Annotated in this window: 21 protein-coding genes; all 21 read left to right on the plus strand. The window is 64.1% G+C overall.

All coding sequences use genetic code 11. The annotated features are described in order from the left end of the window. Positions 1–589 precede the first annotated feature (589 nt). The 21 genes from EYW40_RS18340 to EYW40_RS18440 all read left to right on the plus strand — a co-directional run bounded on the left by EYW40_RS18340 (position 590) and on the right by EYW40_RS18440 (position 23956). Positions 590–4231, plus strand: coding sequence for a carboxypeptidase-like regulatory domain-containing protein (locus tag EYW40_RS18340; protein ID WP_259370039.1), 3642 nt, complete (start codon positions 590–592; stop codon positions 4229–4231). Between the two features lie 15 nt (positions 4232–4246). Then, positions 4247–5878, plus strand: a complete 1632-nt coding sequence (locus EYW40_RS18345) for a S8 family peptidase (RefSeq protein ID WP_135823074.1) — start codon at positions 4247–4249, stop codon at positions 5876–5878. A gap of 33 nt (positions 5879–5911) precedes the next feature. After that, positions 5912–6712: a hypothetical protein gene (locus EYW40_RS18350; RefSeq protein ID WP_135823075.1), complete on the plus strand. Its 801-nt coding sequence runs from the start codon at positions 5912–5914 to the stop codon at positions 6710–6712. A 107-nt stretch (positions 6713–6819) separates the two neighbouring features. Further along, positions 6820–7485, plus strand: a complete 666-nt coding sequence (locus tag EYW40_RS18355) for an FkbM family methyltransferase (protein ID WP_135823076.1) — start codon at positions 6820–6822, stop codon at positions 7483–7485. A 371-nt stretch (positions 7486–7856) separates the two neighbouring features. Beyond that, entirely contained in the window at positions 7857–8963 is a 1107-nt protein-coding gene (locus tag EYW40_RS18360) for a hypothetical protein (RefSeq protein WP_135823077.1), read from the plus strand. Positions 8964–9142: 179 nt separating this feature from the next. Beyond that, complete coding sequence (locus tag EYW40_RS18365; RefSeq protein ID WP_135823078.1) at positions 9143–9430, plus strand: hypothetical protein; 288 nt, start codon at positions 9143–9145, stop codon at positions 9428–9430. 44 nt (positions 9431–9474) lie between these two features. Next, positions 9475–10239, plus strand: a complete 765-nt coding sequence (locus EYW40_RS18370) for a hypothetical protein (RefSeq protein ID WP_135823079.1) — start codon at positions 9475–9477, stop codon at positions 10237–10239. Beyond that, positions 10229–10417 (plus strand): hypothetical protein, encoded by a 189-nt coding sequence (locus EYW40_RS18375; protein ID WP_135823080.1) that lies wholly within the window; start codon positions 10229–10231, stop codon positions 10415–10417. Before EYW40_RS18370 ends, EYW40_RS18375 begins: the two co-directional genes overlap by 11 nt. Positions 10418–10423: 6 nt before the next feature. After that, on the plus strand, positions 10424–10852 hold the full coding sequence (locus EYW40_RS18380) for a hypothetical protein (protein ID WP_135823081.1): 429 nt from the start codon (positions 10424–10426) through the stop codon (positions 10850–10852). Continuing rightward, positions 10852–12159, plus strand: coding sequence for a hypothetical protein (locus EYW40_RS18385; RefSeq protein ID WP_135823082.1), 1308 nt, complete (start codon positions 10852–10854; stop codon positions 12157–12159). The genes EYW40_RS18380 and EYW40_RS18385 overlap by 1 nt, the downstream gene beginning before the upstream one ends. Further along, positions 12156–12377 carry a hypothetical protein gene (locus EYW40_RS18390; protein ID WP_135823083.1) on the plus strand — a complete coding sequence of 74 codons (222 nt, stop codon included), beginning with the start codon at positions 12156–12158 and terminating at the stop codon, positions 12375–12377. Before EYW40_RS18385 ends, EYW40_RS18390 begins: the two co-directional genes overlap by 4 nt. Next, positions 12374–12682 (plus strand): hypothetical protein, encoded by a 309-nt coding sequence (locus tag EYW40_RS18395; RefSeq protein WP_135823084.1) that lies wholly within the window; start codon positions 12374–12376, stop codon positions 12680–12682. Before EYW40_RS18390 ends, EYW40_RS18395 begins: the two co-directional genes overlap by 4 nt. A gap of 89 nt (positions 12683–12771) precedes the next feature. Then, positions 12772–13053, plus strand: coding sequence for a hypothetical protein (locus EYW40_RS18400; RefSeq protein ID WP_135823085.1), 282 nt, complete (start codon positions 12772–12774; stop codon positions 13051–13053). Next, positions 13050–13796, plus strand: coding sequence for a hypothetical protein (locus EYW40_RS18405; RefSeq protein ID WP_135823086.1), 747 nt, complete (start codon positions 13050–13052; stop codon positions 13794–13796). Before EYW40_RS18400 ends, EYW40_RS18405 begins: the two co-directional genes overlap by 4 nt. Further along, positions 13793–14953 carry a hypothetical protein gene (locus EYW40_RS18410; RefSeq protein WP_135823087.1) on the plus strand — a complete coding sequence of 387 codons (1161 nt, stop codon included), beginning with the start codon at positions 13793–13795 and terminating at the stop codon, positions 14951–14953. Before EYW40_RS18405 ends, EYW40_RS18410 begins: the two co-directional genes overlap by 4 nt. 12 nt (positions 14954–14965) lie before the next feature. Beyond that, positions 14966–16450 (plus strand): hypothetical protein, encoded by a 1485-nt coding sequence (locus tag EYW40_RS18415; protein ID WP_135823088.1) that lies wholly within the window; start codon positions 14966–14968, stop codon positions 16448–16450. Between the two features lie 2 nt (positions 16451–16452). Continuing rightward, positions 16453–18438, plus strand: a complete 1986-nt coding sequence (locus EYW40_RS18420) for a hypothetical protein (RefSeq protein ID WP_135823089.1) — start codon at positions 16453–16455, stop codon at positions 18436–18438. A 48-nt stretch (positions 18439–18486) separates the two neighbouring features. Then, on the plus strand, positions 18487–20934 hold the full coding sequence (locus EYW40_RS18425; RefSeq protein ID WP_135823090.1) for an ATP-binding protein: 2448 nt from the start codon (positions 18487–18489) through the stop codon (positions 20932–20934). Continuing rightward, positions 20931–21884 carry a minichromosome maintenance protein MCM gene (locus tag EYW40_RS18430; protein ID WP_202614605.1) on the plus strand — a complete coding sequence of 318 codons (954 nt, stop codon included), beginning with the start codon at positions 20931–20933 and terminating at the stop codon, positions 21882–21884. Before EYW40_RS18425 ends, EYW40_RS18430 begins: the two co-directional genes overlap by 4 nt. 255 nt (positions 21885–22139) lie before the next feature. Continuing rightward, positions 22140–23651: a hypothetical protein gene (locus EYW40_RS18435; RefSeq protein ID WP_135823091.1), complete on the plus strand. Its 1512-nt coding sequence runs from the start codon at positions 22140–22142 to the stop codon at positions 23649–23651. Next, on the plus strand, positions 23648–23956 hold the full coding sequence (locus tag EYW40_RS18440; RefSeq protein WP_135822971.1) for a hypothetical protein: 309 nt from the start codon (positions 23648–23650) through the stop codon (positions 23954–23956). Before EYW40_RS18435 ends, EYW40_RS18440 begins: the two co-directional genes overlap by 4 nt. Positions 23957–24052 lie beyond the last annotated feature (96 nt).

Here is a 24052-nt window from a genome sequence, read left to right on the forward strand (position 1 = left end):
GGCCGCTAGTCCATCGGCTGAAACAACAGCCACCCAATCGACGCCGCTGTTCGACCAAGAGAAAAACGATAATGGAAACATTACGTACGATGACTTCGAAGACTACCAAGTAGGCGCAATACCCGAGGGATGGGATGGTGGAGAAGTCACAGAGAACTCATTTTACGGCAATCAGTCATATAAACTACCCACTGATACAAGCAATTCAAACTCACTAACAAATGTCTCTAAATTAGATGCAAACATCACTGGCACGGTGAAAAATACCGGTGCAAATTCTAATTCGTTTGAATTGTATAAAGAGAGTGGCTATTCTGGCGAATGGATATTTGATCCCAGCAATGGTGAAATTAGAACATATGACGCTGGTAGTGGTAGTTGGGTATCTGTAAGTTTGGGGATAGACCAGTCGACTTGGTACGACTTCCGTATCGTATATAATGAGACTCATCAGAAAATGCGGGTGTGGGAGGCCGGGACTGAGGAACCGAATACATGGGATCTTGTCGTTCAAACCGCTCTTTCTGAAGGAAACTCTGAATTCTACGCATTTGTGTCATCGAGTAACACAGATGCGTATTTAGATAGAATGAGACTGAGACAGAAACCGCCAAAACAACACGTTTCAGGGAAGGTCTTGGACAAACAGGGCAACCCGGTCACTGACGCCACCGTCACCATCTCCCAGAATGGAAGTACAGTCGATAGTCTCACGACCAACTCCACTGGCGAATATGCGACCAACCTCGAAGACGGCACCTACGATATTTCAGTCGAGAAAACCAACTACACCACCAACGGCACGACGATCACCGTCTCGGGGAACCCCGTGACCGTCGACGACATCGTCCTCGAACAGAAGAAGGACATCTCCGGCACCATCACGGCCGACACCGGCGGTGGCATCGCGGCGAATATCGACGTCTACGAGAACGACACGCTCGTCGCCGAGACAACCGCCAACGACGGCGGCGGGTACACCGTCGGGAACCTCACAAAAGGTACGTACACAATCCTCGCGAACAAGTCGGGGTACATCAACGCCTCGACGACCGCGGAACTCGGGACCAGCTCGGTCAGCGACGTGGACATCACCCTAACTGCGTACGGCGTCTCGGGGCAGGTCATTGCGTGTGCGGCGACGGATATCGACTGCAACGATCCGAAACCGGTCCCGGACGGCACTGTCATCGAGTACTACGGCGTCGACGAGAGCAAATTAGAGGTGGCCGATAACAAGGAGGCCCGCGCCAAGGAGATCCGGGACCGGATGTGGCAGTTCAATAAGTCGGAACTGGATTGGAAAAAGTATCGGAACTTGGAGGATTCAGTATTCGACACTGACCAACAGTACGTTGCCGTCCATGACCCGGACGACTGGGAGGAGACCGGCGATGAACACTTAGATTCGCCGACGGTGAACCCGTCGAGCGACGAAGCTGTCGCACTCTCTGTGTGGGACGGCTCAAAGGGCGGTGGCTGGAACGCCCAAGACGGCGCGGATAACTCGCTCCCAGGTGCGATCGTCGACGACAGGGACATCGTCATCAAGCAACTCAACTACCGCGGGAACGTGCAGGACACCGACGTTGTCGAAACGACAGTCACCAGTTCCTCCGGTGGGCCGCTCAGCAGCGACCACGACTATGCGCGCGTCTACCTTCCACAAGGCTTCTACCGGGTTCATCCGGAGGGCAACAACGCCACCGCCTACACCATCGCTGTCGGCGACCCGATTCAAGCTATCAACAAGAAGATCAAGCGGCACAACGAGAGGCTCAACGAAACGGCGAACGAACTGACCGAACGCGCCAAAGAGATCCGGGAGCTTGAGGGCAACGGCACGGTGGTGAGCGGTACGACGAGGACCTACACCGACGCCCGTGGCCGGTCGGGGATGTTCAACTTCACGCTCGACAACAAGAATGTGAACGTCCTCGCGGTCCAGGCTTACACGCCGGTAGCTGACAAGTACGCGATCAAGGATCTGCAGAACGCGAGTATCAACGACATACGGGAACTGTACGCGAACGGCTCCTACAACGGCACGTTCTACGTGACCAAACAACCACAGGACGTGTCGATCCCCCAGGCCGGTGCGAAAATCGAAACCGTCGAGATCAGCGCCGCGCCGCTGGCGGACATGGGGCGGTTCGACAATCTCTCGTCGTGGCTCAACGACTACTTCGCGAACAACTCCCAGCTGTTCTCCGGCGCACCACTTGACGTCGAGAACTGGGAGTCGTTCCTTGACCTCCGGAACCGGTTCATCGGCATCGTCGAGAACAGTTCCGCAGCGAAGCAGTACCTCGCCGAGGAGTACCCCGAGTACGCGAACACGACCGGCGGCGAGACGACGCTGACGCTGGAGCGGGTCAACGCCAGCGACACCGAGAACGTCTCCCGGCAGGATGTCCGGGATTACGTCACCCAGACGAAGGCGCTCGGTGACGCGGTCCGGCACGCGCCGATGGAACTCGATCCCGAGAGCATCGAACAGTCTGTCGACGAGCGCGTCGCCTACTACAGCGACACCATCATGGCCGGGCGTGTGCTCACCTCCTTCGAGAACGTCGACGTGGTCGCGACGTTCGCTGACGGCTCGACAGAGGTCATCCCGACGCAGGACCTCTCCTTGAACACGCTCGCCGCCGCCGACTCGTCGCAGGTGGCGATCGACCGTTACGAGGTGCCCTCCGGCAAGGACATGACCGGCGTCCGCATCCAGTTCGCCGAGGCGGCCGAGGGCACGCTCGACGCGGAGATCGAGAACGCCGAGCGAACCATCTCCGAGGAGATCGCTGTCCCGATGGACATCAGCAAGTCCGACACCGACGTGACGGTCAACTTCGAGGACGGGACCCAGCGCACGCTCGACGGCGCGAACTGGTCGGTCGAGGACCACGCCGGTCCCGGTGCGACCATCGTGGTCGACGAGTGGACGGTCCCGGCCGGCAAGACCGCCGTGACGCCGCTGGAGGTCAACACGCAGTCCGTGACCGAGGTCGGCGCGACGCTCAACGAGACGAACTGGCTCGACTCGACGGTGACGTTCACCGACGGCTCCCTCGTCGGCGGCCCGTCGTTCGACCCGAGTGATGTGGTCGTGCTGGCGAAGTACAACGGGAAGCAGGAGGAAATCGGCCAGGAGTACTGGTCGATCAACGAGCAAACCGTCGGCCCGGACCAGATCGAGATTCAGGACTACCCGCTCCCGCCGGATGTCGCGAACGTCAACGTCGAAGTCGTCGCGGCCGGTGATGCCGGTCTCGGGCGGACGGAGTTCGGCGTCGACAATCCCGGCTTCACCGGGCAGGAACCGGGCATCAAGTCGATCCCCATCTCGACGCTGACGCCCGGCCCGAACGAACAGGTCAGCTTCGAACTCACGCCAGCCGACCGGGCGCTGTTCGGGAACGTCACCGCCGTCGAGGTTCGGAGCCCGAGTGGCGAGCAACTCGCCGCGACCGTCGAGAACGGCACCGTGGAGTTCGAAACCGACGGGGCAGGCGCACACAGCGTGCGCGTGCAGTACACTGCGGCGGACGGCTCGGAGTTCGGGACGGTGTTCGACGTGACCGCCGCCGAACAGCCACTCGACGCGCCGGCGACGCTGACCGCCCGGTCGGGGACGAACGACCTCTACGCGCTGGCTGGCGACCAGCTCACCGAGGGACAGGTCGACCTGTCCGGCAGCACCACCGTCGAGGTCGCCGGTCGGATCGGCACTGACGACGAGATACCGACCGAGGTCCACCTGCACCTGGAGGGCGTCGAGGAAGCGACCCGCGGTCAGACGACGGCGACGCTGGTTCGCGGTGCGAACGGCCAGGGCGTGCAGGACCACGTCACCTACACGATCCACACGCAGGGCATCCCGGAGGACGCGTACGTCTACCGGGGCGAGACGCCCATCCCCGAGGATGGGATCCCCGACGGCGAGGTGACCCACAACGGGAGCTACACGGTGATCACGCTGGTGAGCGACGCCGACGCGTCGGTCACCTACCGCGTGGTGCGGAACCCCGATTTCACCGACCGGATCCAGTGGCGCATCCGGCTGGCGCTCGAACGGATCAACCTCCCGGTGCTGTTCCTCACGCCGACCGACCTCGGGAACGGTGGCGCTGTCGTCGGCGTGCTGTTCATCATCGGGCACCGTCGCCGGCGAGGGCGCGGCGGTGTCACGGTGAACACGCCCAGCCTTCCGGACCCCCTTCGAGCGGACTAACTCAAGGTGATTTGCATGCAACGCACAAACGCCATTCTGGTAGCAACGCTGGTCGTCCTGACAACCGTCGCGACGCCGTTCGGGACAGCACTCGCCGCGGCTCAGACCGCCGAGGAACCGGCGATCGTCGAGTACGGCGGCCTCGACGGCAAGCCCTCGTTCATCGTCACGCTCGCGAACGACACGAACGCGACGGGAGACCTGCGCGGGTGGGCCAACGAGAGCGACTCGCGGACCATCCTCCGACTGTCGGAAGAACATGATACGGCGGTCATCGCCGCCCCCGAGTACCGCGTTCGGGATCTGGGCTTCTGGGAGCGTGTCGGGTCACTCGACCTCGATACGCTGCTGAACGGCGGGGGCGGACTCGCGACGGTGTCGTTCGTCGAGGACGTGTCGCCGAACTACCGCATGTCGACGCCGGACCCGGTGACCCTGCAGAACGAGGGCCAGTGGTCGCCGCCGGAGATCCCGACGCAGGCGAAGTTCTCCGGTCCGGGTACGGACTACCTGTTCGGCCAGCAGATGCCGACGCAGGGCATCGGCTTCGCAGCGGACGCCCCACCGACGACGCCGGCCGATGCCCGGCGCGTGATGGGGATAAACAACGTCTCCGTGACGGGCGAAGGCGTCACAGTCGTCCCGATCGACAGCGGCTGTTCGGTCGGGAACGGCCAGTACCTCGGCAACGGATCGGTCGACTCGGAGATCCGGATCGTCAACGAGAGCAAGTCGTGGATCGGAGAGGACAACCCGACGGTCGGTGAGCAAGGCTTCGAGGCCGTCGCGGACTCGAACAACCACGGCACGTGGGTCACGCACGCGATGGCCGCCAACACCACCAACGACACCTACGATGGCGTGCTGCCCGACGCTGATATCCTTTGTCTCCAGACGATGGACTCGGAGGGGTCAGGGTCGACCGCGGACATCGTCGACGCCGTCCGCTACGCCACGGACTACCACCAGAACCACTCCGGGAGCATGGTCATCTCGATGAGCCTCGGCAGCCCGCTGTGGAACGAGGCGCTGGCTGACGCCGTCGACGACGCCCGCGAGGAGGGCATCATCGTCGTCGTCGCCGCCGGCAACTCCGCCCAACTGCGGAGCCCCGGGATCGCGTCGCCGGGCGACGCCGCGAACGTTACGACCGTCGGGGCGGTGACCGGCGAGCCCGCACAGAACGCCTCCCGCGCGTACTTCTCACAGTACGGGCCGGACCCGGGGACGCTCGACAACTCGGGTGGCACCTCGGAGGGGGCCGACGTCGACCTCGTCGCGCCGGGGATGAACACGACGGTCCGGACGCCGAACGGGGACCTCACGATGAGCGGCACGTCGATGGGGACGCCGTACGTCGCCGCGGCGATGGGTGCGGTGATGGAGGCTCATCCCGACTGGTCAGCGGACCGCGTTGAAGCACAGGTGTACGCGAGCGCCCGTCGTATTCCGAACGTCTCGGAGTACGCGGCCGGCCACGGGATGGTCGCACCTGACCGCGCGATCGCCGAGGAGAACGCCAGCCAGTCCCAGACCGAGGCGATGAACGGGCCGGCGTCGACCCGGCAAGACCTGTACGACCACATTTCGGACGCGCAGGGTGGGTTCATCGCCCGCACCGCCGCCTCGATCGAGGAAGCCCTGTAGGTGCCCACTATGCCCACTCGACGAAGATTCGTTGTGCGAACCGCCCAGACAGCGGCCGGACTGTCTCTGCTGGGCGGCGTCGCGAGCGCCGACACCGACGGCGACTACACGGCCCAGCCGTACCTCGACGCCCAGCCGGACCACGTCACCATCGAGTTCGACCGGGGTCTGCTGGAAACGTACCAGCCGATGCTGCGGACGGGCCACCTGAAGTACCGTCCGAACGCGCTGTACGGGTGGGTCGCCAGGTCGTCCCAGCGCGACAGTCTCATGCTGGTGTACTGGGCCGACTACGACAAGCAGGAGGGGCTGACGTACAAGGACAGCCACCTCGGGGACCACGAACCCATCTACGTCAAGGTCGACGCGGCGACCGGCGAAGTGCTGTCGGTCATCTACTCGGCGTACCACTGGCTGGCGGCCTCCCAGTCGGGCATCCTCGTGCCGATGTACGAGGAGACACACCCGCAGTTCCACGTCGTCCGACCGTGGCATCAGGTCCGCATCACGGAGGCCGAGGGCGTGTTCCCATCGATTCGGGACTTCACGGCCGCTATCGAGGCCGACGGCCGCACGTTCGACTCGGTGTTCGAAAAGTGGCTCGTCGCCGACCATCTCGCCGACTCGCTCCAGCCGGGAACGGTGACGGACCCGTGGCGGATGACGGATCGGGACCACTGGTGGCGCGACCTCGGTGCAAGTTTCGGGCTGCCGTTCGTCGACGACCTCGGCATCTCGCCGAAGGCAGTCCAACTCAAACTCCTCTACGAGCTGTCGACGATCCCGTTCGTGGACCGTGGCGGCGCGGAGGTGTCGGACCCGATCGACGGCTGACGCTTCACGACTGCCGGTTGCCCGTTCGGTTGCGACGCCGGGTTCGACTCCCGGCGGCGGGCGTTTGGGTGGCGACCTATCGCCATGTACCCCTACCCGTTCCAGCCATGTCCATAGACAGTTCCACCCCTGACCGGAGCCTGATCCACCGGGCGTACAACCGCCTCGTCCGGCCGCGACTCCCGCGCTCGGAGATCAGCGTCTACGCGGGCGTTCCGGTCCGCAACACGCCCGTCCTCGACCGGGAGCGGGTCCACGCCGAGTACAAAGCCGGCTTCCTCGACGCGATCGGGGAGACGGTCGTCGACGGCGACCGCGTCTGTCTCGTCGGGTTCGGCCGTGGCGTCTCGACGGTGTATGCCGTCCGGGCCGGCGCTTCCCACGTGACGGCCATCGACGGGGCGACCGAGATGCTCGCCATCGGCGAGGAAACCCTGGAGATGACGGGCCACCGGGGACGCGTGACGACGCTGCACGCGATCGTCGGCGAGGCCATCGATCTGTACGGCGACGGTGACGGAGCCGACACCGTCCCGCCGGCGGACCTCCCCACGTCCGACGTGCTGGTGCTCGACTGCGAGGGCGCTGAACTGTCGATACTGGCTGGTCTGGAGGACCCGCCGCAGAAAGCCGTCGTGGAGACCCACCCACCGAAGGGCGCGGCTGACGACGCCGTCCGGGAGCGCATGCGCGAGGCCGGCTACGCGCGGATCAACGCTCGCGAGTACGAACCTGACCGCCCGGAGAAGACGGTGTTCGTCGGCTGGCAGTGACGCGCCGCTCACGTGGTCCTTGCACAGTGTTCGATTCCTGTGGTGAGCCTGCCCCGGTCCCGGGGGCGAAACCGGGCACGACGGGCGACGCCCCGTCGCTGGCACCGCTTCCGGCGGCGGTAACAGTCGGACCGTCGGTTCGGTTGGGAGGCAGCGGCTCCGCCGACGCCTCCGTTCCGGCCGCAACTCATCATCGCCAGCATGCGGCGGTTCAACTCCGTCGGTGCCTGTGCAACCTCATTCTCGACCATGCTCAACACGTTCCGCACCTTGCGCTACGAGTCCGGAGGCATCCCGCCGCCTGCCGGGCCAGCAGGCACGCACGTCCCGTTTTCCAACCAACCACCTGACAACACCACACGAGACACTTCATGACACTCAACCGCAAGCACGCCGCGGTGTTCCTGGCGGTGCTGGGGACGACCCTGCTCATCGCCGGTGGCATGTCGGTGCTGGCGCAGTCCTCGGACTCGCCGGACTACACCCAGGCCACCCAGCTCACCGACGGCGACAACATGACGCAGTTCAACGGTAGCGACGGTACCGGCTCGGCGTATTACCTCAACCGGACCTGGGAGTCCTCTTCTCCGGAGATCCGGGCGATCGACCCCGAAACCGGGGAGGTCCACGTGACGTGGACGAAGTCGGACCTGAGCGAGACGGTCAACGACTCGACGAACAACACGTGGGCCTACCGCGCGAACTTCACCGAGAGCCATCTGGCGGACATCCCGATGGACTCGGGTGAGAACAAGAACGTCACGCTCCAGATGGTCCACGATGCGACCAAGAGCGCCGAAAACGAGACGGTGACCAACTGGACGGTCACCGCCGAGAACGTCGAAGGCCGGACCACCTACCGCATCGGGCCGACGGTCGCCGCGAACGACGAGATCGTGACCCTCGACACGGACGGGTTCACGATCGAGACGTTCAACCTCTCCCTGATGCAGGATGACTACGCGCAGTTCGAGCAGGAAAACGTCCCGATCAACGGGAGCGGCTCGGACGTGATCATCCACTACGCGAACGAAACGTCGGTGAACGCGCTCGAACAGTCCACGACGGACTACGACTCGGGCGAGTGGGTCAAGCGCACGCTCGTCGAGGCCGAGACCTCGGACGGCGAGTCGATCCGCGTCCCGGCGTACAAGAACGAACTGCCGGATGATGTCGACGCGCAGTCCGACACCTACGCGCTGATCGACACGAGCGACAACACCATCCGGACCCACGCCGGCGATGAGTTCGAGGACGACACGGAGATCGAGGCGGTCGGTGTCCGTGCGAACGACGACGCGCTGGCGTACCTGCAGTTCTACCAGAGCAAGTTCTTCGGCCTGTCGCTGGGGCTGGAGAGCCTGAACTTCACGTTCGACTTCGGCGGCCTCATGTCGCTGACCGGCGGCACCGGTGCCCTGCTCGGCAGTGCGGTCCTGTTCGGGCGGCCCGAGTCGCCGTTCGACGAGGCGTCCTAACGCCGCCGACCTTCTTTCGACCGCAGTCACCCGTTTGGCTTGCGACGCCGGGTTCGAGTCCTGGCGGCGGGCCTCGAGGCGTCGGCACCAGCAGCCGACGACCTCCGCGAGAGTTGTCGTTCGACGCCGAGCGGTTGCCGCGCACTGCCTGCTAACCGACCGACGATCCTAACCAACTCATGTCAACGAAAACCCAACAGCACAACGAGAGCAGTTCGATCCCGCAGCGACTGAAGCACACCCTTCGAGGCCCGTACGTGGCGACGATGCTCGGCAACGGCCTCGGCGCGTTCCTGTTCGTGTGCTTGATCAACGGCAACGTCTTCCCGCCAAACCCCGTCGCTGGGTTCGGCTACGCCGTCTCCCACGGCGTGGAGACGATGGTCTTCATGGCCATCCTGATGGCGACGACCGGCGTGTTCGCGCTGCTCGGCCTGCTGATGTCCGCGAAGCTCCGGACCCGGTAACGCCGACGGGTCCGATCGCCGTTCAACTCACATTCTTTCAGTACATGACACGAAATACCAGACTCACAACCGTTTTCACCGCCGTCATCCTCGTCGGCGCGCTCGCGACGGGCGGGGCGTCCGGCGTCGTGGCGGCTCAGGAGGACACGTCGACCAACGAGTCCACGCCGTTCGACGGACTCGTCGGAGCCAACCAGACCGTCGACGAAGACGCGGGCCTCGTCGATCGAACGCTTGCGGACGTGGAGCGGCGGCTGGCGACCATCCGCGGGGCCGTCCGCGGGCAGGTCGCCCGTGCGACCACCAAGATCCACGTGTTCATCGGCGACGAGCCCGCGACCAACTCCGACCGGGCCGCACAGTTCCGCGAGGCAATGAACGAGAACGCGTCGGTGTTCCGCGAGGAAATCAACAGCCGCGAGAACGTCACCATCACCGACGGCTACGACACGCACGAGCTGGTCGTCACGCACGAAGACTCCGACCCGGCGACCGTCTACGTCGTCGTCGAACACAACGCCACGCACGTGACGGCGATCGAGGCGCTCAACGAGAGCCAGTTCCAGGCCCGGAACCGAACCATCGACGAGACGTGGCGGGCCGAGAGCAACGGCGCGGTCGACCTGTCGGAACTCGTCGGGCGCTTCGCGACGCGGATCGAGGACGACGACCCCCTCGACCGGGAGTTCCAGGGCGAACTGTTCGGGGAATACTGCGGGGCAACGAGCCTCGCCAACCCCGAGGAGTGTGACGTGCAGAGTACCCTCTGGATGAACACGACCTCGGAGGTGCTTCGCGATGCCGAATAAGGGCCGCCGTCGCCGTCGGAAGCGGGACAGTCGCGGCAAACTGTACGACCCCAAGCAGAAGCGTGACGCCGGGAAACAGGCCCACGAGAACCGCCTGCAGACGGCCGTCCGAAAGGCGTGGTGGGCGGTGAAGGGCGGGGTGTGCATGGTCTGGGACGCACTCACGTTCTGGCGGTGATCCCCGATGTTGGATACACTCAAGAGCGGCGTGTCCTGGCTCGTCTCGGTCCCGCTCGGGATCGCCCGAACCCTCGGCCAGATCGCGACGGGCGCGAAAGACTACGCGCTGGAGGGCACGCTGACCGCGGAGATCGGGAACTTCCTCTACAGCGTGACTGTCACGGCCGCTATCAACGCGCTCACCGCCGACGACCCGGACGACCAGGTGACCGGGGCGCTCATCATGATCTGGTGGTCGTTCTGGACATCGCTGTTCACGGGGTTCGTGACGGCCGTGTTCATCCTGTTCTGGCTGGGCTTTCTGTTCTGGGGCGTGTTCCGGTGGTCCGACGCTGGCGACCAGGCGTGGAACCGCATCACGCCGGACTGGTCGCCATCACTCCCGTCGCTCCCGAGCAAGAAGTTCGAAGTCGGTCGACGGAGGGATGACTGATGGCTCGGAAAGACAAGTTCGGCCGGACGCGCAAGGGGGCCACGAAGGGCGTCACCAGCCGGCTGGAAGGGCTGAACCTCCGGAGCCTGTGGGCGCGTGGGGAGTACCTCGCGTTCTTCGCGCTGACGACGTTCATGTTCATCGGCGTCGTCATCCTGCTGGTAACGATCGCCGCGGGTGGGGGCATCACCGCGGTGTTCGCGAGCATCGTGCTGTTCGTGTGGATCGCCTCGATCGTCGACCTCGACACCGTCCGTTCTGTCGCCCAGTCGCTGTGGGGATCGAGCGCGGCCGAGCGACTGAAGGACCTGTGGGACCGGGTCCTTCCCCACCGAAACCGCCGGGGGCAGGCGTCCGTCCGGGCGGTCGTCCTTGCTGGGTTGCTAGTCCTGTCGCTCGTCGGGGGGTCGGCCCTCGCTGTCAGCGGCGTCGGGGCGACCGACACGACGACCACCCAGTCCTGTTCCACGGAGATCCTGCATGACCACTTCCAGAGCGACACGGCCATCTCGACGTTCAACGACTCCGGTGAGGTCTCGTCGACGAAGGCCAACACCCGCGTCACGGTTGCGGAGACGGACGCGTTCTATCGCGTCCGGGCGGACAACCCGAACGGCTACTGTGTCGCGTTCACCGTCCGCATCGCCCCGGAGATCATCCCGGCCACCGAGCGCGGGCAGGTCAGCAGCGACAGCGGGAACGTCTCCGCGGAGTGGCACGACGTGACGAACTTCGACACCGACCGGACGTACACGGAGATCACGTTCGTCGCGCCGGCCAACTCCGAGGTTCTGTTCGCCCCGTCGAAGCCGACCGTCGTCATCCCGGCGTGGCGTGACACGCAGAAGCGGGAAGCACAGGGCATCCTCGATCGGCTGGAGAACTTCAATCCGTTCGGGAACGAGACGCTGGAGAAGCGCCACTACCAGTTCTCCGGGACTGAAGCGAACGGCAGCTACGTGACGGTGCCGCTCCAGAACGAGTCGACGAACCAGTCAATCGACGAGTGGCAGGCAGTCTATCGCGTCTCCGAGGACGACCCGTGGCGGCCGATCGACACCGAGAGCGACGACCCGGTGTTCGTCCGGGAGGTCGACGGGAAGGTGCAGTTCGTGTTCAACGACAAGGACGCGGAGGTAGAGTTCACGGCGAATCCCGACACCAGCGACACGATCCGCTACGAGACGCGGTCGATGCGGGCCTCGTTCCACGACGCAATCTCGTTGAACTTCCTGACCCTGACGGCTGTCGTACTGGCGCTCACAGCGACTCCACTAACCGCTCGTTACGGGAGGGATAGACGATGACGAGCGCACTCCAGTTCGCGGCGTACGGCATTGCTGTACTGGTCATTCTGATCAGTCTGCTAAACCCCGGAGGAAAAATCCTCGCCGGCTTGGCGGCGGCGTTCATCGTCGTCGTCGGCTGGCTCGGCCCGTTCATACGCGACTTCGTCCTCAACGCGACGAAGGGGCGCTGGGACGGCCGCCAGCGAACCGGGCGTGATGGGGGTGAGAACCCGTGAACTGGCTCTACGGCCTCGCCGCAGCGGGGATCGCTCTGCTGGCGGGGTACATCCTGTACGCCCGCCGACGACAGGAGGTCAACGCGCTCGATGGTATCGTTCGGGCGATCCTGATCCTGCCGTGGCTCATCGCGGCGATCATCACCATCGTACAGGGCTACATCGGCGTCGGGATGGTACTGACGGCGCTGTTTTTCAGCCTCTTTCTCACGAACGCCGACCGGGCGCGGAACAACTACGACGGGCAGGGATCGAGCCTGCGCGTCCGCATCGCCAACTGGGAACCACCATGGGTCCGGAACTGATCCGGCCCGTCGACGGCGCTTCGCCCGTTTGAACGGTTCAAACACCACTATGACACCAATACCTGACGCTACCAGCCGACGGAGGGAGTATGGCGACCGACTACGGTGAGGGAACGGCCCACCCGGTGCGGAACACGATGCAGGTGTACATCGACTGTGACCTCGCACGCAATCCGAACCTCCCGTTCGACCCCGGCGACACCGTCCGCCAGCGGGTCCTCCGGGAGTACCCGGTTGTGATCCTCTGGCCGGCTGGGCAACTCCCGGCCGAACGGATGGTGATCGACCCGCCGGACCCGTTCGACCTGCCGTGGCCGCTCGACAGTATCGACGCGCGAACCGACCTGCTTTCCCAACACGACAATCCATGAGTACACCAAGTGCAGCCGAGAGCCCGCACCGTTCCGAGTTACAGGAGATCCGGCGGGAACTCCGGCAGAAACACGACTACGTCGAGGACGACGCCCAACTCTGGTGGGAGATCAGCCTGTTCCTCGAACAGACGGCGACCCATCATGACGGGAGTGTCCGGACGCTCGTCAAACAGACGCTGGCACAGCTCCAGTCCGATCCCAAGCACAAACTCTACGACCACCGTGGCGTCGACAACCCCGAGGCGGCGTTTCCCGAGGCCTGCGAGGGTTGTCCACACTACGGCATCCAGTGTCCCGTGGTGACCCGCAAGAGCGTCACGGACACGCTGGACCGGCTGTACGAACAGTACGAGGGCGACGCGCTCGTCTCGGAACTGTTCGACCTCGCCAACCAGCACGACTGTCACGTGCTGCAAGGGACGCTCGACTCGTACGACCAGGACGAGCGGCAGTACCTCGCCAAGGGGCAGGAACTCCGACGGCGGGCGACCGCCCACATCACCAACGACGACCAGATCGGGCAGGACCTCGACGCCGACCTGCTCGACGACCTCGACATCGATCCCGCCGAGTTCGGGATCGACCCCGAGAACGTCGAGGATCTGAGCGCCACGCCGGCGGCCGTCGCGAACAACGGCGACACGTCTCCGCCGCCGGGCGTCGCCGAACGCGTCGAAGCGACGACGGCGGCCGTCCGCGGCGATGACGAGGACGAGGATGACGACGGAGGGCGACGATGACCGCGACGATCGCTCAGTCCGCGTTCCCCGTCTCGACGGACCTGCTGTCGACGTTGCTGATGGCCGTCGCCATCGTTCTCGGTGCGCTCGCGTCGCTGTGGCTCGTCGGCAAACTTGCCGCGTGGCGACGCGGCGACGCAACGAAGACCGACGACACCGAACAGCGCCTCCGGGAGGACGCCGAACCGGGCGTCACGAACGAGACCATTGGCCTGCGGAACTACCCGAAGCGGTGGACGCCGACGGCGAAACTGTTCCTCGTCGTCGCCATCCTCTCGCTGGTGATGGTCAGCTACGCGGCGTATTCCTACGCCCAGACTGGCAGCCCGAGCGACACGCCGTACCTGCAGGAGATTTCGGCGCTGCTGTTCGGCACCATCCTCATGTACGGCGGCGTGTGGGTCTACCGCCGACAGGAGGCGAAGGCCACGGAAGTCGACATCATCCGGGAGACGAAGAAGGGGAATACGGAGGAGACGCTGTACGTCGAGAAAGAGCGCATCCGACCGATACAGGACGACGACGGCGAGGCAATCGCCGTCGAAGCGCCGCTGTTCCACAAGACCCGCCTGTTCGGGCTGTTCTGGAAGCGGAAGTTCAACGCCGACGAACCCGAACTCCGGGACCGGGACTACCGCCTGCCGACCGACCGCACCATCGTCCGAGTTCCCATCTCCGACGAGTCGACGACGGTGCAGGGCGACTACGACAAGATCACCGTCCATACCAAGCGGATGGAACCCGTCGACCTCTCCGACCGCAACTACGATTATCGGTTCCAGACCTCGGACCGCAAATCCTCGTCGGAGGTCGACCAGCTCCACCAGACGATCGAGGAACTGGAGAGCGAGTACCGCCACGTCCGAAAGATGAACGCGGTGCTGAGCAAGCAGGTCGACGAGTACGAGCAGATGCTCGAAAACGAGGAGTACTTCATGAACAAGCGCCAGCGCGAGTGGCTGTCGATGTTCCTCCCGATCATGACGGGGATGTCGAGCCAGCGCGCCTCGCACCTCATGCAGATGGACCCCGAGGACGCAACCCAGCCACAGCAGGGCCAGAACGGGGCGGGGATGCGGAAGTGGCCCTCGAACGCGCCGACGAACGGCAGCGCACCCGACCCGTCGGCCCAGTCCGACGCACAGACCTCCGACTAACCGACTGTACCCATGACACGACACACCCGACACCCCGACAGCGACGGGTCTACCGCCCGCCGGATCGGTCTCCTGGCGCTCGTCGTCGCCGTGCTGGCGTCGAGCCTGGCCGTGCCCGCGGCTGCGGCCGGACCCACGCCCGACAGTACCCAGACCGACTTCGCCGACCAGCCCGTACAGCAACCGTTCGACCCCAACGAGACGACGACAGCCCCGCCACAGGAGGGCAACGAGACGGACGGCAACAGCACTACGACGAACGGGACCGACCCGAACGGAACCGACGGCAACGGCACTGCAGGCCCGGTCACGGACGCCTCGCAGGTCCGGATCACGCCGGACGTGCCCGACGAGGACTACGTGAGCGTTACCGTCGCCGAGAACGACGCGGTGTTCAACACCAGCGGCGGGTTCGCCACGTTCACGCTCTCACGACCGGTCGAGGCCGCCCGTATCACCCAGCAACAGGCCGATGCAAACGTACTGGCCGGCGGCCGGGTCGTCCGCGTGGCCTACACCGACGATGCGGCCCGACGGAACTCGACGAGCCTCTACCAGCTCGATCTGTACTTCGCGGACGGGTCGAACAAAACCGTCGACCTGTACGCCACCAACACCGCGCTGTCGGCCTCGACGGCGATCGACCCCGACTGGAAGCCGTTCATCGACTGGGCGAGTTCGCAGGCCGATAGCGCTGACTACAACACCAGCGTGAGCGGCGTGCTCTCGTGGGCGAAGGACACCAAGAACCGCGCCGAACTGTTCAGTGGCCTGTGGACCGACCAGATCGAGAACTACGTCTCGCTCAAACTCGCCCAGTTGCTCAACGCCTTCCAGTGGGTCGAACTCGTCGCGATTCTCACTATCGTCACGATGTACTGGTCGCGCAAACACGGCTGGATCCTGAAGTTCCAGCAACTCTCGATGCCGATCGCCAAACTTCAGCGGGAGGCCGCCCGGCAGGACTACGAACGGTCCCGGAAGGCCGCCGCCCAGCACAAGCTCGCGGAAGTTGAGGAGATCGGCACCAACGCCGCCCGGTACTGGCGATCGGAGATGGGCGTCGAGACCGTCGACGACATGGTCGAACTCGCGTGCAAGGGGATCGTCGCGAAGGACGAGAACGGCGACGTCCTGTACGACGAGGAGGGCGACATCGTCTACGCCCATCACGGCGTTGAGGATCTCCTGCAGGTCGACCCGGTGACCCAGCGGACGCTCCGGGAACAGACGTGGCTCAAGCCGATCCTTGTCGACCCGCGACTGAACGCCGCCACGGCGTTGTCGAACATCGAACGGGCGCTCCGCGTGGCAGAGAAGGAGTACAAGCGAGGCAACGAGGTGCGCCAGACGCGGATGCAGGTCGAGGAACTGATCGAGGAACTCACTAGTTCGCGTGGTTACGACAGCCAGCCGTCGTCGGTCCCAACCGGCGACTCCCTTGGAAACGGAACGGGAACCGGCACGGGCGTCGGTTCGCCGAGCGGGGGTGACTGACCGTGTCGCTTGACCGCTACGGCGACGACGAAACCCAGGCCCACGTCGCGGAGCAAACCGACTCGTCGCTGGTGGTTAGCTTCTTCCGGAAGTTGTCGCCGGACCCACGGAAGGCCCCCAGTCGGATCGCCAAGATCCTGCTGGGTGTGTTCATCTTCCTCGTTACACTCGGTATCTGGGGTGCGTTCTACCTAAACGTCGACAGCGGTGGGTCGTCGTACTGGTTCCTCCGGACGGTCATCGGGTTCCTGAAACACCCGATCGTCCCACCGCTGGCGAGCATCGTGGTCTACTACCGGTACGTCGGCGCGCGTCGCTCGTGGGCCGCCCGGACGGCCGCGGACACGACGGGCTGGCTCATCGAGTCGGTGCAGCAACTCGCCGACGAGATGCGCTCGACGAAGGGGATGCGGCCGGTCATCGTCACCAGCGACATGGACCAGGCCGAGATCGAGGACTACCTCGACAAGGCACTGGCCGGCGAGGAGTACGACGCCGAGACGATCGACTACTGGTCGCAGGTCAGGAACGAACACGCCGGCGACGGCGACGCGTCGGGGGGTGTGACGCCTGCGTCGGCAGACGAGCGCGAGATAGCCGGCGAACTCGAAGCCTGCGACCCCGTTGACATCGATCGGGAGACGCTACAGGACGGCGTGGACGACGCCGAACGACTGGCGCTCTCGCTTCGGAACGCGGACCCGTCGTTCCAGGCCGACCCGCCGGACGCGGTGGCGGGCTGGCGGGACGATACCGACGCCGACGCCGCTCCCGAGCCCGACTCCGCCGGTCTTCTGGCCCGTCACTGGAACGCGCTGACTGGCGCTCTCGGCGGCCCCTTCGGTGGGTCGTCCGAGACCCCCGAGGCCCCCGACGACACGTCGACGTCCACCAGCGAACCCAGTACGTCGCGTCGTGCGCCGGACCCGTTCGCATCGCCCTCGGATGGGGGAGACGAGCCTGCGGCTCCGTCCGAGTCGGCCAAACCGACCGGTGACGACGCGGTCCCGTGGCATATCGCCGCGACGGAGGAACTGAAACAGCAGTCGCTGTACATGACAGCGGCGCTGGGGTCGGGGTCGATCCTCTGGCGGCTGGGCGTCCCGTACCTGTTTGTCGCCGCGATCCAGCTCATCTACTCGGGGCTGTGGGTCGGTCCCGTCACCGCCGCTGTGATTCTGTTCGGGACGAGTCCGCTCATCGCGCTGGGGACGTTCTACGGCCTCGCCAAACTCCGATCACGGCGGATCGACAGACACCGAACACCGAGTGAAACCGAGTTCTGGGAGGCAAAGATGGGCCTCGTCAAGGCCGTCGACACGCCGGACGTGACGTGCTACATGGGGCGGGCGGCCGGGCGGTCGTACGCTTCGTATAGCCGCGAGGAGTTCATCACCGAGTTCGCTGCGCGACTGCACCAGATGACCGACGAACACGCCGAGGTCGCGCCCTCGGTGATGGAGCAGTACGCGCGGAACCTCCGGCAGATGAAACCGAACCTGCCCGGACACACGCGGAACGTCGAGATCCCGTCGATCAACCGGGAGATCAAGACGACCGTCGAGAGCGCCGAGGACGAGCTGATACCCAAGAGCAAACTCGCCTACCAGGTGATCACGAAGGCCAGCGACACCCGGTTCGGCCGGAACCTCGGACACGACCCCGCGCTCGTTCGGGAGCGCTACCGGGAGATGGTCGAGGACGAACACTCGCTGGCTGAAATTACGCTCCCGACGGAAACGGCGTCGGGCGAAGAAGTCGAACTGACGCTTGTGTACCCAGCGGATAAGCGCCGGCTCCCCGAGATGAGCCAACTCCAGTCCCGCTTTAGCGAGCGGTTCATGGGGGCACACGGGGAGCCGATCTACGACCTGCCGGACGTGGAACCGACCGAGGACCTCCACGGGATCGACGTGCCCGACCGGGCCTACGAGCTGATGCCGAACCCACCGGAGTTGCCCAGCGCCGGCACCGCGTCGGCCGACTAGTCGTCTCGCCACAAAACTACCCGAAAACGACCGTTTTCATACACAATCATGAGTAGCCACATTCCAGATCCAGAACGTTCAGAACCGGATCCGTTTGAGGATGTTCAGTCGGACGACGAAGCCGATCTTGATGCCGTCCTCGAAGGGATTACAGCAGAAGGACAGCAACGGCAGGCCGACGAACAGCGCGCCGAACACCAGGCGACGGTTCGATCACTCGTCGTCGAGGCACGGCAAGCCTTGACCGGGCAGTCGCCCCGCCCGGTCGAAGACCTTCTCTTAGCTATCCACTGGCACCTCCGCGAACATCCGGATCTCTCCGATGTGCTTGCACCCTGGTACGACGGCGAGTACATCACTGACGCGGAGAAACTGGAGTTCCGCGATCAGATGGGTCTCCGGGATCGGCAGCAGTCACCTCCGGATCCGATGGCCGAATTCGAAACACAGGCGCGGCTCGGGAAGGAGTTGGGGTATCTCAATTCCCTCCGAGACCCCTCGAACTACGCCCCGGTCCGGCTGGAGAAACTCGACCCCGACGAGGTCCCCCACGCGCCCGATATCGACGAGGTCACACCGATTGGCCGCCGGCGCGTCGGAGCTGGCGACGCGGCTAATCTGGAGAACAAAGAGGTCGTCATTCCACACGACGACTGTGACCATATTTTGGCGATCGCCAAGCCCCGTGAGGGGAAAGACTCGACACTCACGTCCATCGGAGTGAACCTCTGGCGCGAACACGGCTACAAGTACGTCTCGCTCCACGACGACGGCCGCATGGAGACGCCGATGCTGTCGATCCCCAACGACGAAAAGCAGATCCGGGAGAATCTGAAGTGGTTCAATCAGCAGCCGAAGGCGATGGACACGGAGGTGTTCGTCCCTCGAATGGAGGGCGTCCCGGATGTCCTCCCGGCGAACTTCCAGACGTTCACACTGGGGATCGACATGCTCACGCCGAACGATATCCTCCGCCTTGCCGGCGTCACGGAGTCCGATCCCTCGATGGAGATGCGGATCAAAGAGGCGCTGAAGATCACGCTGAATCGGTCCGAACAGGTCGACGAACTCATCAACCTGCTGTTCGACTTTGCTGAAGGCCTGGAAGCAACGATCTCGTGGACCGAACTACGCGACAAACACCAAGACGGGGAGTATGTCGAGACCTACGAGACGTCGATGGAACTCCCGGCGGAGAAGGCTGTCAGGAAAGCAACGCAACGCCTGGGTCGCTTAGCGAGTGAGGGATTCATCACGAGTCCCGAGGCAGCAACGAATATCGACTTCCACGAGATGATCCGCCGGAATCACAAGTCGGCGGTGCTTTGCTGTAACTTCATCGACGCCTCGGATGGGTTCAAGTACACCATCATGGACCTCTGGCTCCAGAAAATCATGGCCGCTCGGGACGAAGACGGCCGGCTCCCTCGGGTCTGCCTGGAGGTGCGCGAGTTGAAAAACGTCGCCCCGTCCCAGATTCAACACGCCCGCTACCGAGACCAGATACGGGCACTTCAGCAGACATTTCGAATCATTACCTCGCAGGGTGGTTCGCGACGTGTCTTGCTACTTGGCTCGACGCAGAAATTCAACGATATTCTCCGCCCCGTCCGGAACAACATGGACACGAAGATCCTCCTCCGGCAGAGCCAAGAGCAGGTGGGAGAACTTCACAAGACGTTCGAATTCGACAGCGAGCAGTTCCAGCAACTCCGGACGTTCAACACCGGACAGGGGATGATCTATGCCGACGGGGAACCATACTGGCCGATCCAGTGGCGCGGCGCACCGTGCGGGCTCGGGCTGGGCGACCGCGTGTGGCGTGATCGGTACGGCCTCGCGTGGGGCGCTCGTGTCCGAGAGACTGGCGACGTTCCATGGTTGGACAGTGATGCACCGCCGTGGTGGGTCGACGTGATCACGGGGGACGTAGTTCGTGACGATCGGAAGCCGAGCGTCGGTGGCTGGTACCTCCTCCCTGACGATTTCCCAGCTCCGATAGCAGCGGTCGAGGATGCCGAGCAAGCGACGGAGCAGATCACCTCCCGGCTTATTCAGTGGGTGTTGAGACAGCGCCGAGAGTACCGTATTCCGTCGAACCTCCAACTCGAACCTGTCGGTGGAGCGGACCGACAGCGCGATATCACACTCGAACAGATTGGGCAGGAAACGACACACGAGGATATCGCAAAGCGCCACGATATCCCGCCCTCGATCAAGGCCTGGCTTCGGAAAGCGCCATCGACGCGGAAGACGTACATCGAAGTCTGTGAAATCGTTGCGAACGGGCAGTACGACAGTTACAACGAGATATATACCGAACTGGATCCCGAGTGGTCCGAGGGAACGTTCCGCAACCACGCCGCAAAAGACGATGGACTGAGCCCGTGTCTCGACAACACGGACGAGGGATACACGCTTCGGCCGGTCGGCAGGAAGGTCTTGGAGATCGACTGGGGAGCGGTTGAGACTGGATTACAGGAGGTCGGCCAATGAGCATGGACTGGACGGCCGCGTTTGAAGGGCCGCTCTCGGAGTACGTACCCACCGACACTACTGCTCGAATCCGTGTTCCATGGCCTGAACTCGACGACACGGATCACGACCTTGCTCGTGTCGTTTTAGAAGACCCACTTTCGGCGTTTCCCGCAGCTGAAGATGCACTCGCGGAGTTGGGATATACTGATACAGCGTTTCGTGTGTTCGACCTCCCCGAGAGCAGAACGTATCGCGTCGGCAAGTACGGATCAGACGCACTCGGGACGCTTATCGGTGTCCACGGGGAAGTCGTCAACGTCGAAGCGATCAAACCGTTCGCCGAGACAGCGGCGTTTGAATGCTCCTACTGCGGCACGTTGAACCCGATGTCGCAACCTGGCGGGAAACTTGTCAAGCCGTTTGAGTGCCAGAACGAGACCTGCGAAAACACGAACCAGTGGTCGCTCAACGTCAGCGAATCGGAGATCGCCGACTTTCAGGAAATCCTGATCAAGCGTACCGAATCTTCACTCGACGATCCGCCAGTCGAGGCCGTGTACCTGTGGGACGACCTCTGTGAGACGTTGAGCAAAGGTGACGTGGTGACGATCGTCGGCACGTACGACACGCTCCCGTGGCCGGACGAGGCAGTTCTGAAGACGTATCTCGACGCCGTCTCCATCAACAAGAGCGAACAGCCGGCAACCGTGGACGAGGTCGCCGACTGGAAGGTCAAGAAGTGGACGTTCGAAGAAGCTGACCGCCTTTGTGATGCTGGTTCGGGCTACGATTGCTCCAAACGCGATGTTCTCAGAAGCGTCTCAGACGAATACGGAGTTGCTGAAGGTGAGATCAACGCTGCGATCGATAATCTCGAAGAACAGGGATATGTTTCTGAGTACCAAGACGGGCGGATTCAGATCACTACTTCGTCAGATCCCACTTTCGAGCCACCGGCTGAATTGTAGTGGCGGAAGGCAATGCCCCCATTACAAAATATTCGGCTCAAGGAAGCTTCTCTACCCCGATATCAGGCGATGAGATTACTTGCAGGGGTGTAACACCCCCGTGCGGTGGTACGGACGTACGTATCTAGAGCCAACCCCCCATTACTACAGAAGGGAGGCAGTGCCGACACCGCGGCGTCCGGTGGGGCGGTGGGGGCCGGCGGACAGGGCGGAGAATAGCTGAACAGACCGAACACAGCCGTTTTCGTACTCAGTATGCCACCAGACAGCCACGACGACGAGCCACAGCAGACCGACCAGACCGCGCTTCGGCAGTGGATCGACGGGCTCGCCGAGGAGTACGGCGTCGACGTCGACGATCTCCTCATCCAGAGCCGTCGCAGAGATCCGATGTACAAAGGAACGACCGCGGACCACGCGAAAGCACAGTGGTTCGCCCAACTGTGGGAGCAGGCCGTCGACGAACGCGAGAGCGACCGCATCCACGTCCGCGGGGTCCACTACGCCGTCTACATGAGCGACGGGGACGTCGCGCCCCCGACCGACTGCTCGTGGGACACCTACGACAACACCCAGCGGTGCTACGACTACCTCGAAGAATGCGCCGTCCTCGCGCGCATCCTCGGGTACATTCCGTTGGACGGAATCATCGACAAGCGTGCGGATACGCGGACCGTGACCCGCTATGGACGTCACTCTGTGGAGCCTGACCCCGAGGGTTTGCCCTCGCCGACGGGTGTCGAGACGCCCCGCATCCCCGACCCGGGGGACCGTGCGGAACTGGAGTTCGCCCCCGAGGAGACGACGTACTCGGCCTGGGCAGCCGAGCGCGTGGCCGAGCGTGCGCGCGAAGAACTGTCGTTCGACGAGGCGCGACAAAGCCCGTTCCACATCGAACTGTGGTCGGAGAAGACCCTCCCGGACTACCTCCGGGGACCGGATGGGCTGGCGGCTCGGCACGGCTGTAACGTCGTCGTGGAAGGCGAGGGCGACCTTTCGCTGACCGTCGCGCACGAGCTCGCCCAGCGAATCGAAGCGGCCGGGAAACCCGCGGTGATCCTCTACCTATCAGACTTCGACGTGAACGGCCACGCGATGCCGGCTTCGATGGCAGGGAAGCTGGCGTGGCTCAAGCAACGCGGCGACCTCGACCAGCGCGTGCTCGTCGAGCGACTGGCCGTCACGCCCGAGCAGATCGAGGAACTTGACCTTCCGCGCAAGCCCATCGAGGAGAGCGAGGCGACGGGGACCGGCGGCGTCGCGTACAATCGCCGCGTCACCGAGTGGGAAGAGGAACACGGCGCGGGGGCCACGGAGTTGAACGCCCTCGAACAGTACCCCGACGAGTACCGCCGGATCGTCGCGGAGGCCCTACGGCGCTACTCGGACCCGGAGATCCCGACGAAGAACCGCGAGGCCGCCGCCGACTGGAAGCTGGAGGTCGAGGACCGCGTTCACGAAGAACTGCTGGCCGACGGCGTCGACGACGATCTTGACGAACTCCGGCAGTGGGTCGACGACTTCAACGAGGCGTACGCGGCGGTCGCGGACGTGTTCGAGCGCCTGCGCGACCTGAAGGGCGACGATTCGGAGCTGGGCGAGTGGGAGGCCCGCGTCGAGGACGTGGTCGGGGACGTCGAGTACCCCGTGGCGAGCGTCCCCGAGGGCGACGCGGCGCTGCCCGACGATCCGATCTACGACAGCGAGCGTGGCTACGTCGCGAACAAAGCGCGGATCGACCGATATCGGGCGGGAGGAGACGGATGACAGAGGACGAACCGACGTTCAACCGAGCCCACGCGTGGGCGTTTCGGGCCCTGCTGCTCACCGTAGCCGCCCTGCCGTCGATCCCGTACGGCTGGATCTGGCACGAGACAGTCGCCCCCGTATTCGTCGTGCTGGCCCTGCTGGCGGTGTGGATGGTGCTCACGGTCGTTGCCGAACGGCTGGAGGGCCGGAGTGTGAGACGGCAGGGACAGGTGATGCTGGCCGAGCAGGCCGGTGTCCCGCTCGACCAGGACCAGCGAAACGAGTGGAACGACCCGTACGACGCTGAGGAGCGTGATCGGTGACGAAAGAAGTTCAGACAGACCTACGTCGCGACCCGGCACGCTATCCGGTACCACTGTCTCGTGGTGGCCGCGATCGCGTACCCGATCCCGTGCAGG

This window comes from Halostella litorea, from assembly GCF_004785955.1.
GTDB lineage: Archaea > Halobacteriota > Halobacteria > Halobacteriales > Natronoarchaeaceae > Halostella > Halostella litorea.

What these genes read in the sequence shown, in the direction of transcription:
- EYW40_RS18370 (WP_135823079.1), top strand. Translation starts at nt 9,475, where the DNA reads ATGACACGAAATACCAGACTCACAACCGTTTTCACCGCCGTCATCCTC.
- EYW40_RS18355 (WP_135823076.1), top strand. Translation starts at nt 6,820, where the DNA reads ATGTCCATAGACAGTTCCACCCCTGACCGGAGCCTGATCCACCGGGCG.
- EYW40_RS18430 (WP_202614605.1), top strand. Translation starts at nt 20,931, where the DNA reads ATGAGCATGGACTGGACGGCCGCGTTTGAAGGGCCGCTCTCGGAGTAC.
- EYW40_RS18340 (WP_259370039.1), top strand. Translation starts at nt 590, where the DNA reads ATGAGACTGAGACAGAAACCGCCAAAACAACACGTTTCAGGGAAGGTC.
- EYW40_RS18410 (WP_135823087.1), top strand. Translation starts at nt 13,793, where the DNA reads ATGACCGCGACGATCGCTCAGTCCGCGTTCCCCGTCTCGACGGACCTG.
- EYW40_RS18360 (WP_135823077.1), top strand. Translation starts at nt 7,857, where the DNA reads ATGACACTCAACCGCAAGCACGCCGCGGTGTTCCTGGCGGTGCTGGGG.
- EYW40_RS18415 (WP_135823088.1), top strand. Translation starts at nt 14,966, where the DNA reads ATGACACGACACACCCGACACCCCGACAGCGACGGGTCTACCGCCCGC.
- EYW40_RS18375 (WP_135823080.1), top strand. Translation starts at nt 10,229, where the DNA reads ATGCCGAATAAGGGCCGCCGTCGCCGTCGGAAGCGGGACAGTCGCGGC.
- EYW40_RS18435 (WP_135823091.1), top strand. Translation starts at nt 22,140, where the DNA reads ATGCCACCAGACAGCCACGACGACGAGCCACAGCAGACCGACCAGACC.
- EYW40_RS18365 (WP_135823078.1), top strand. Translation starts at nt 9,143, where the DNA reads ATGTCAACGAAAACCCAACAGCACAACGAGAGCAGTTCGATCCCGCAG.
- EYW40_RS18425 (WP_135823090.1), top strand. Translation starts at nt 18,487, where the DNA reads ATGAGTAGCCACATTCCAGATCCAGAACGTTCAGAACCGGATCCGTTT.
- EYW40_RS18380 (WP_135823081.1), top strand. Translation starts at nt 10,424, where the DNA reads ATGTTGGATACACTCAAGAGCGGCGTGTCCTGGCTCGTCTCGGTCCCG.
- EYW40_RS18400 (WP_135823085.1), top strand. Translation starts at nt 12,772, where the DNA reads ATGGCGACCGACTACGGTGAGGGAACGGCCCACCCGGTGCGGAACACG.
- EYW40_RS18440 (WP_135822971.1), top strand. Translation starts at nt 23,648, where the DNA reads ATGACAGAGGACGAACCGACGTTCAACCGAGCCCACGCGTGGGCGTTT.
- EYW40_RS18405 (WP_135823086.1), top strand. Translation starts at nt 13,050, where the DNA reads ATGAGTACACCAAGTGCAGCCGAGAGCCCGCACCGTTCCGAGTTACAG.
- EYW40_RS18345 (WP_135823074.1), top strand. Translation starts at nt 4,247, where the DNA reads ATGCAACGCACAAACGCCATTCTGGTAGCAACGCTGGTCGTCCTGACA.
- EYW40_RS18390 (WP_135823083.1), top strand. Translation starts at nt 12,156, where the DNA reads ATGACGAGCGCACTCCAGTTCGCGGCGTACGGCATTGCTGTACTGGTC.
- EYW40_RS18385 (WP_135823082.1), top strand. Translation starts at nt 10,852, where the DNA reads ATGGCTCGGAAAGACAAGTTCGGCCGGACGCGCAAGGGGGCCACGAAG.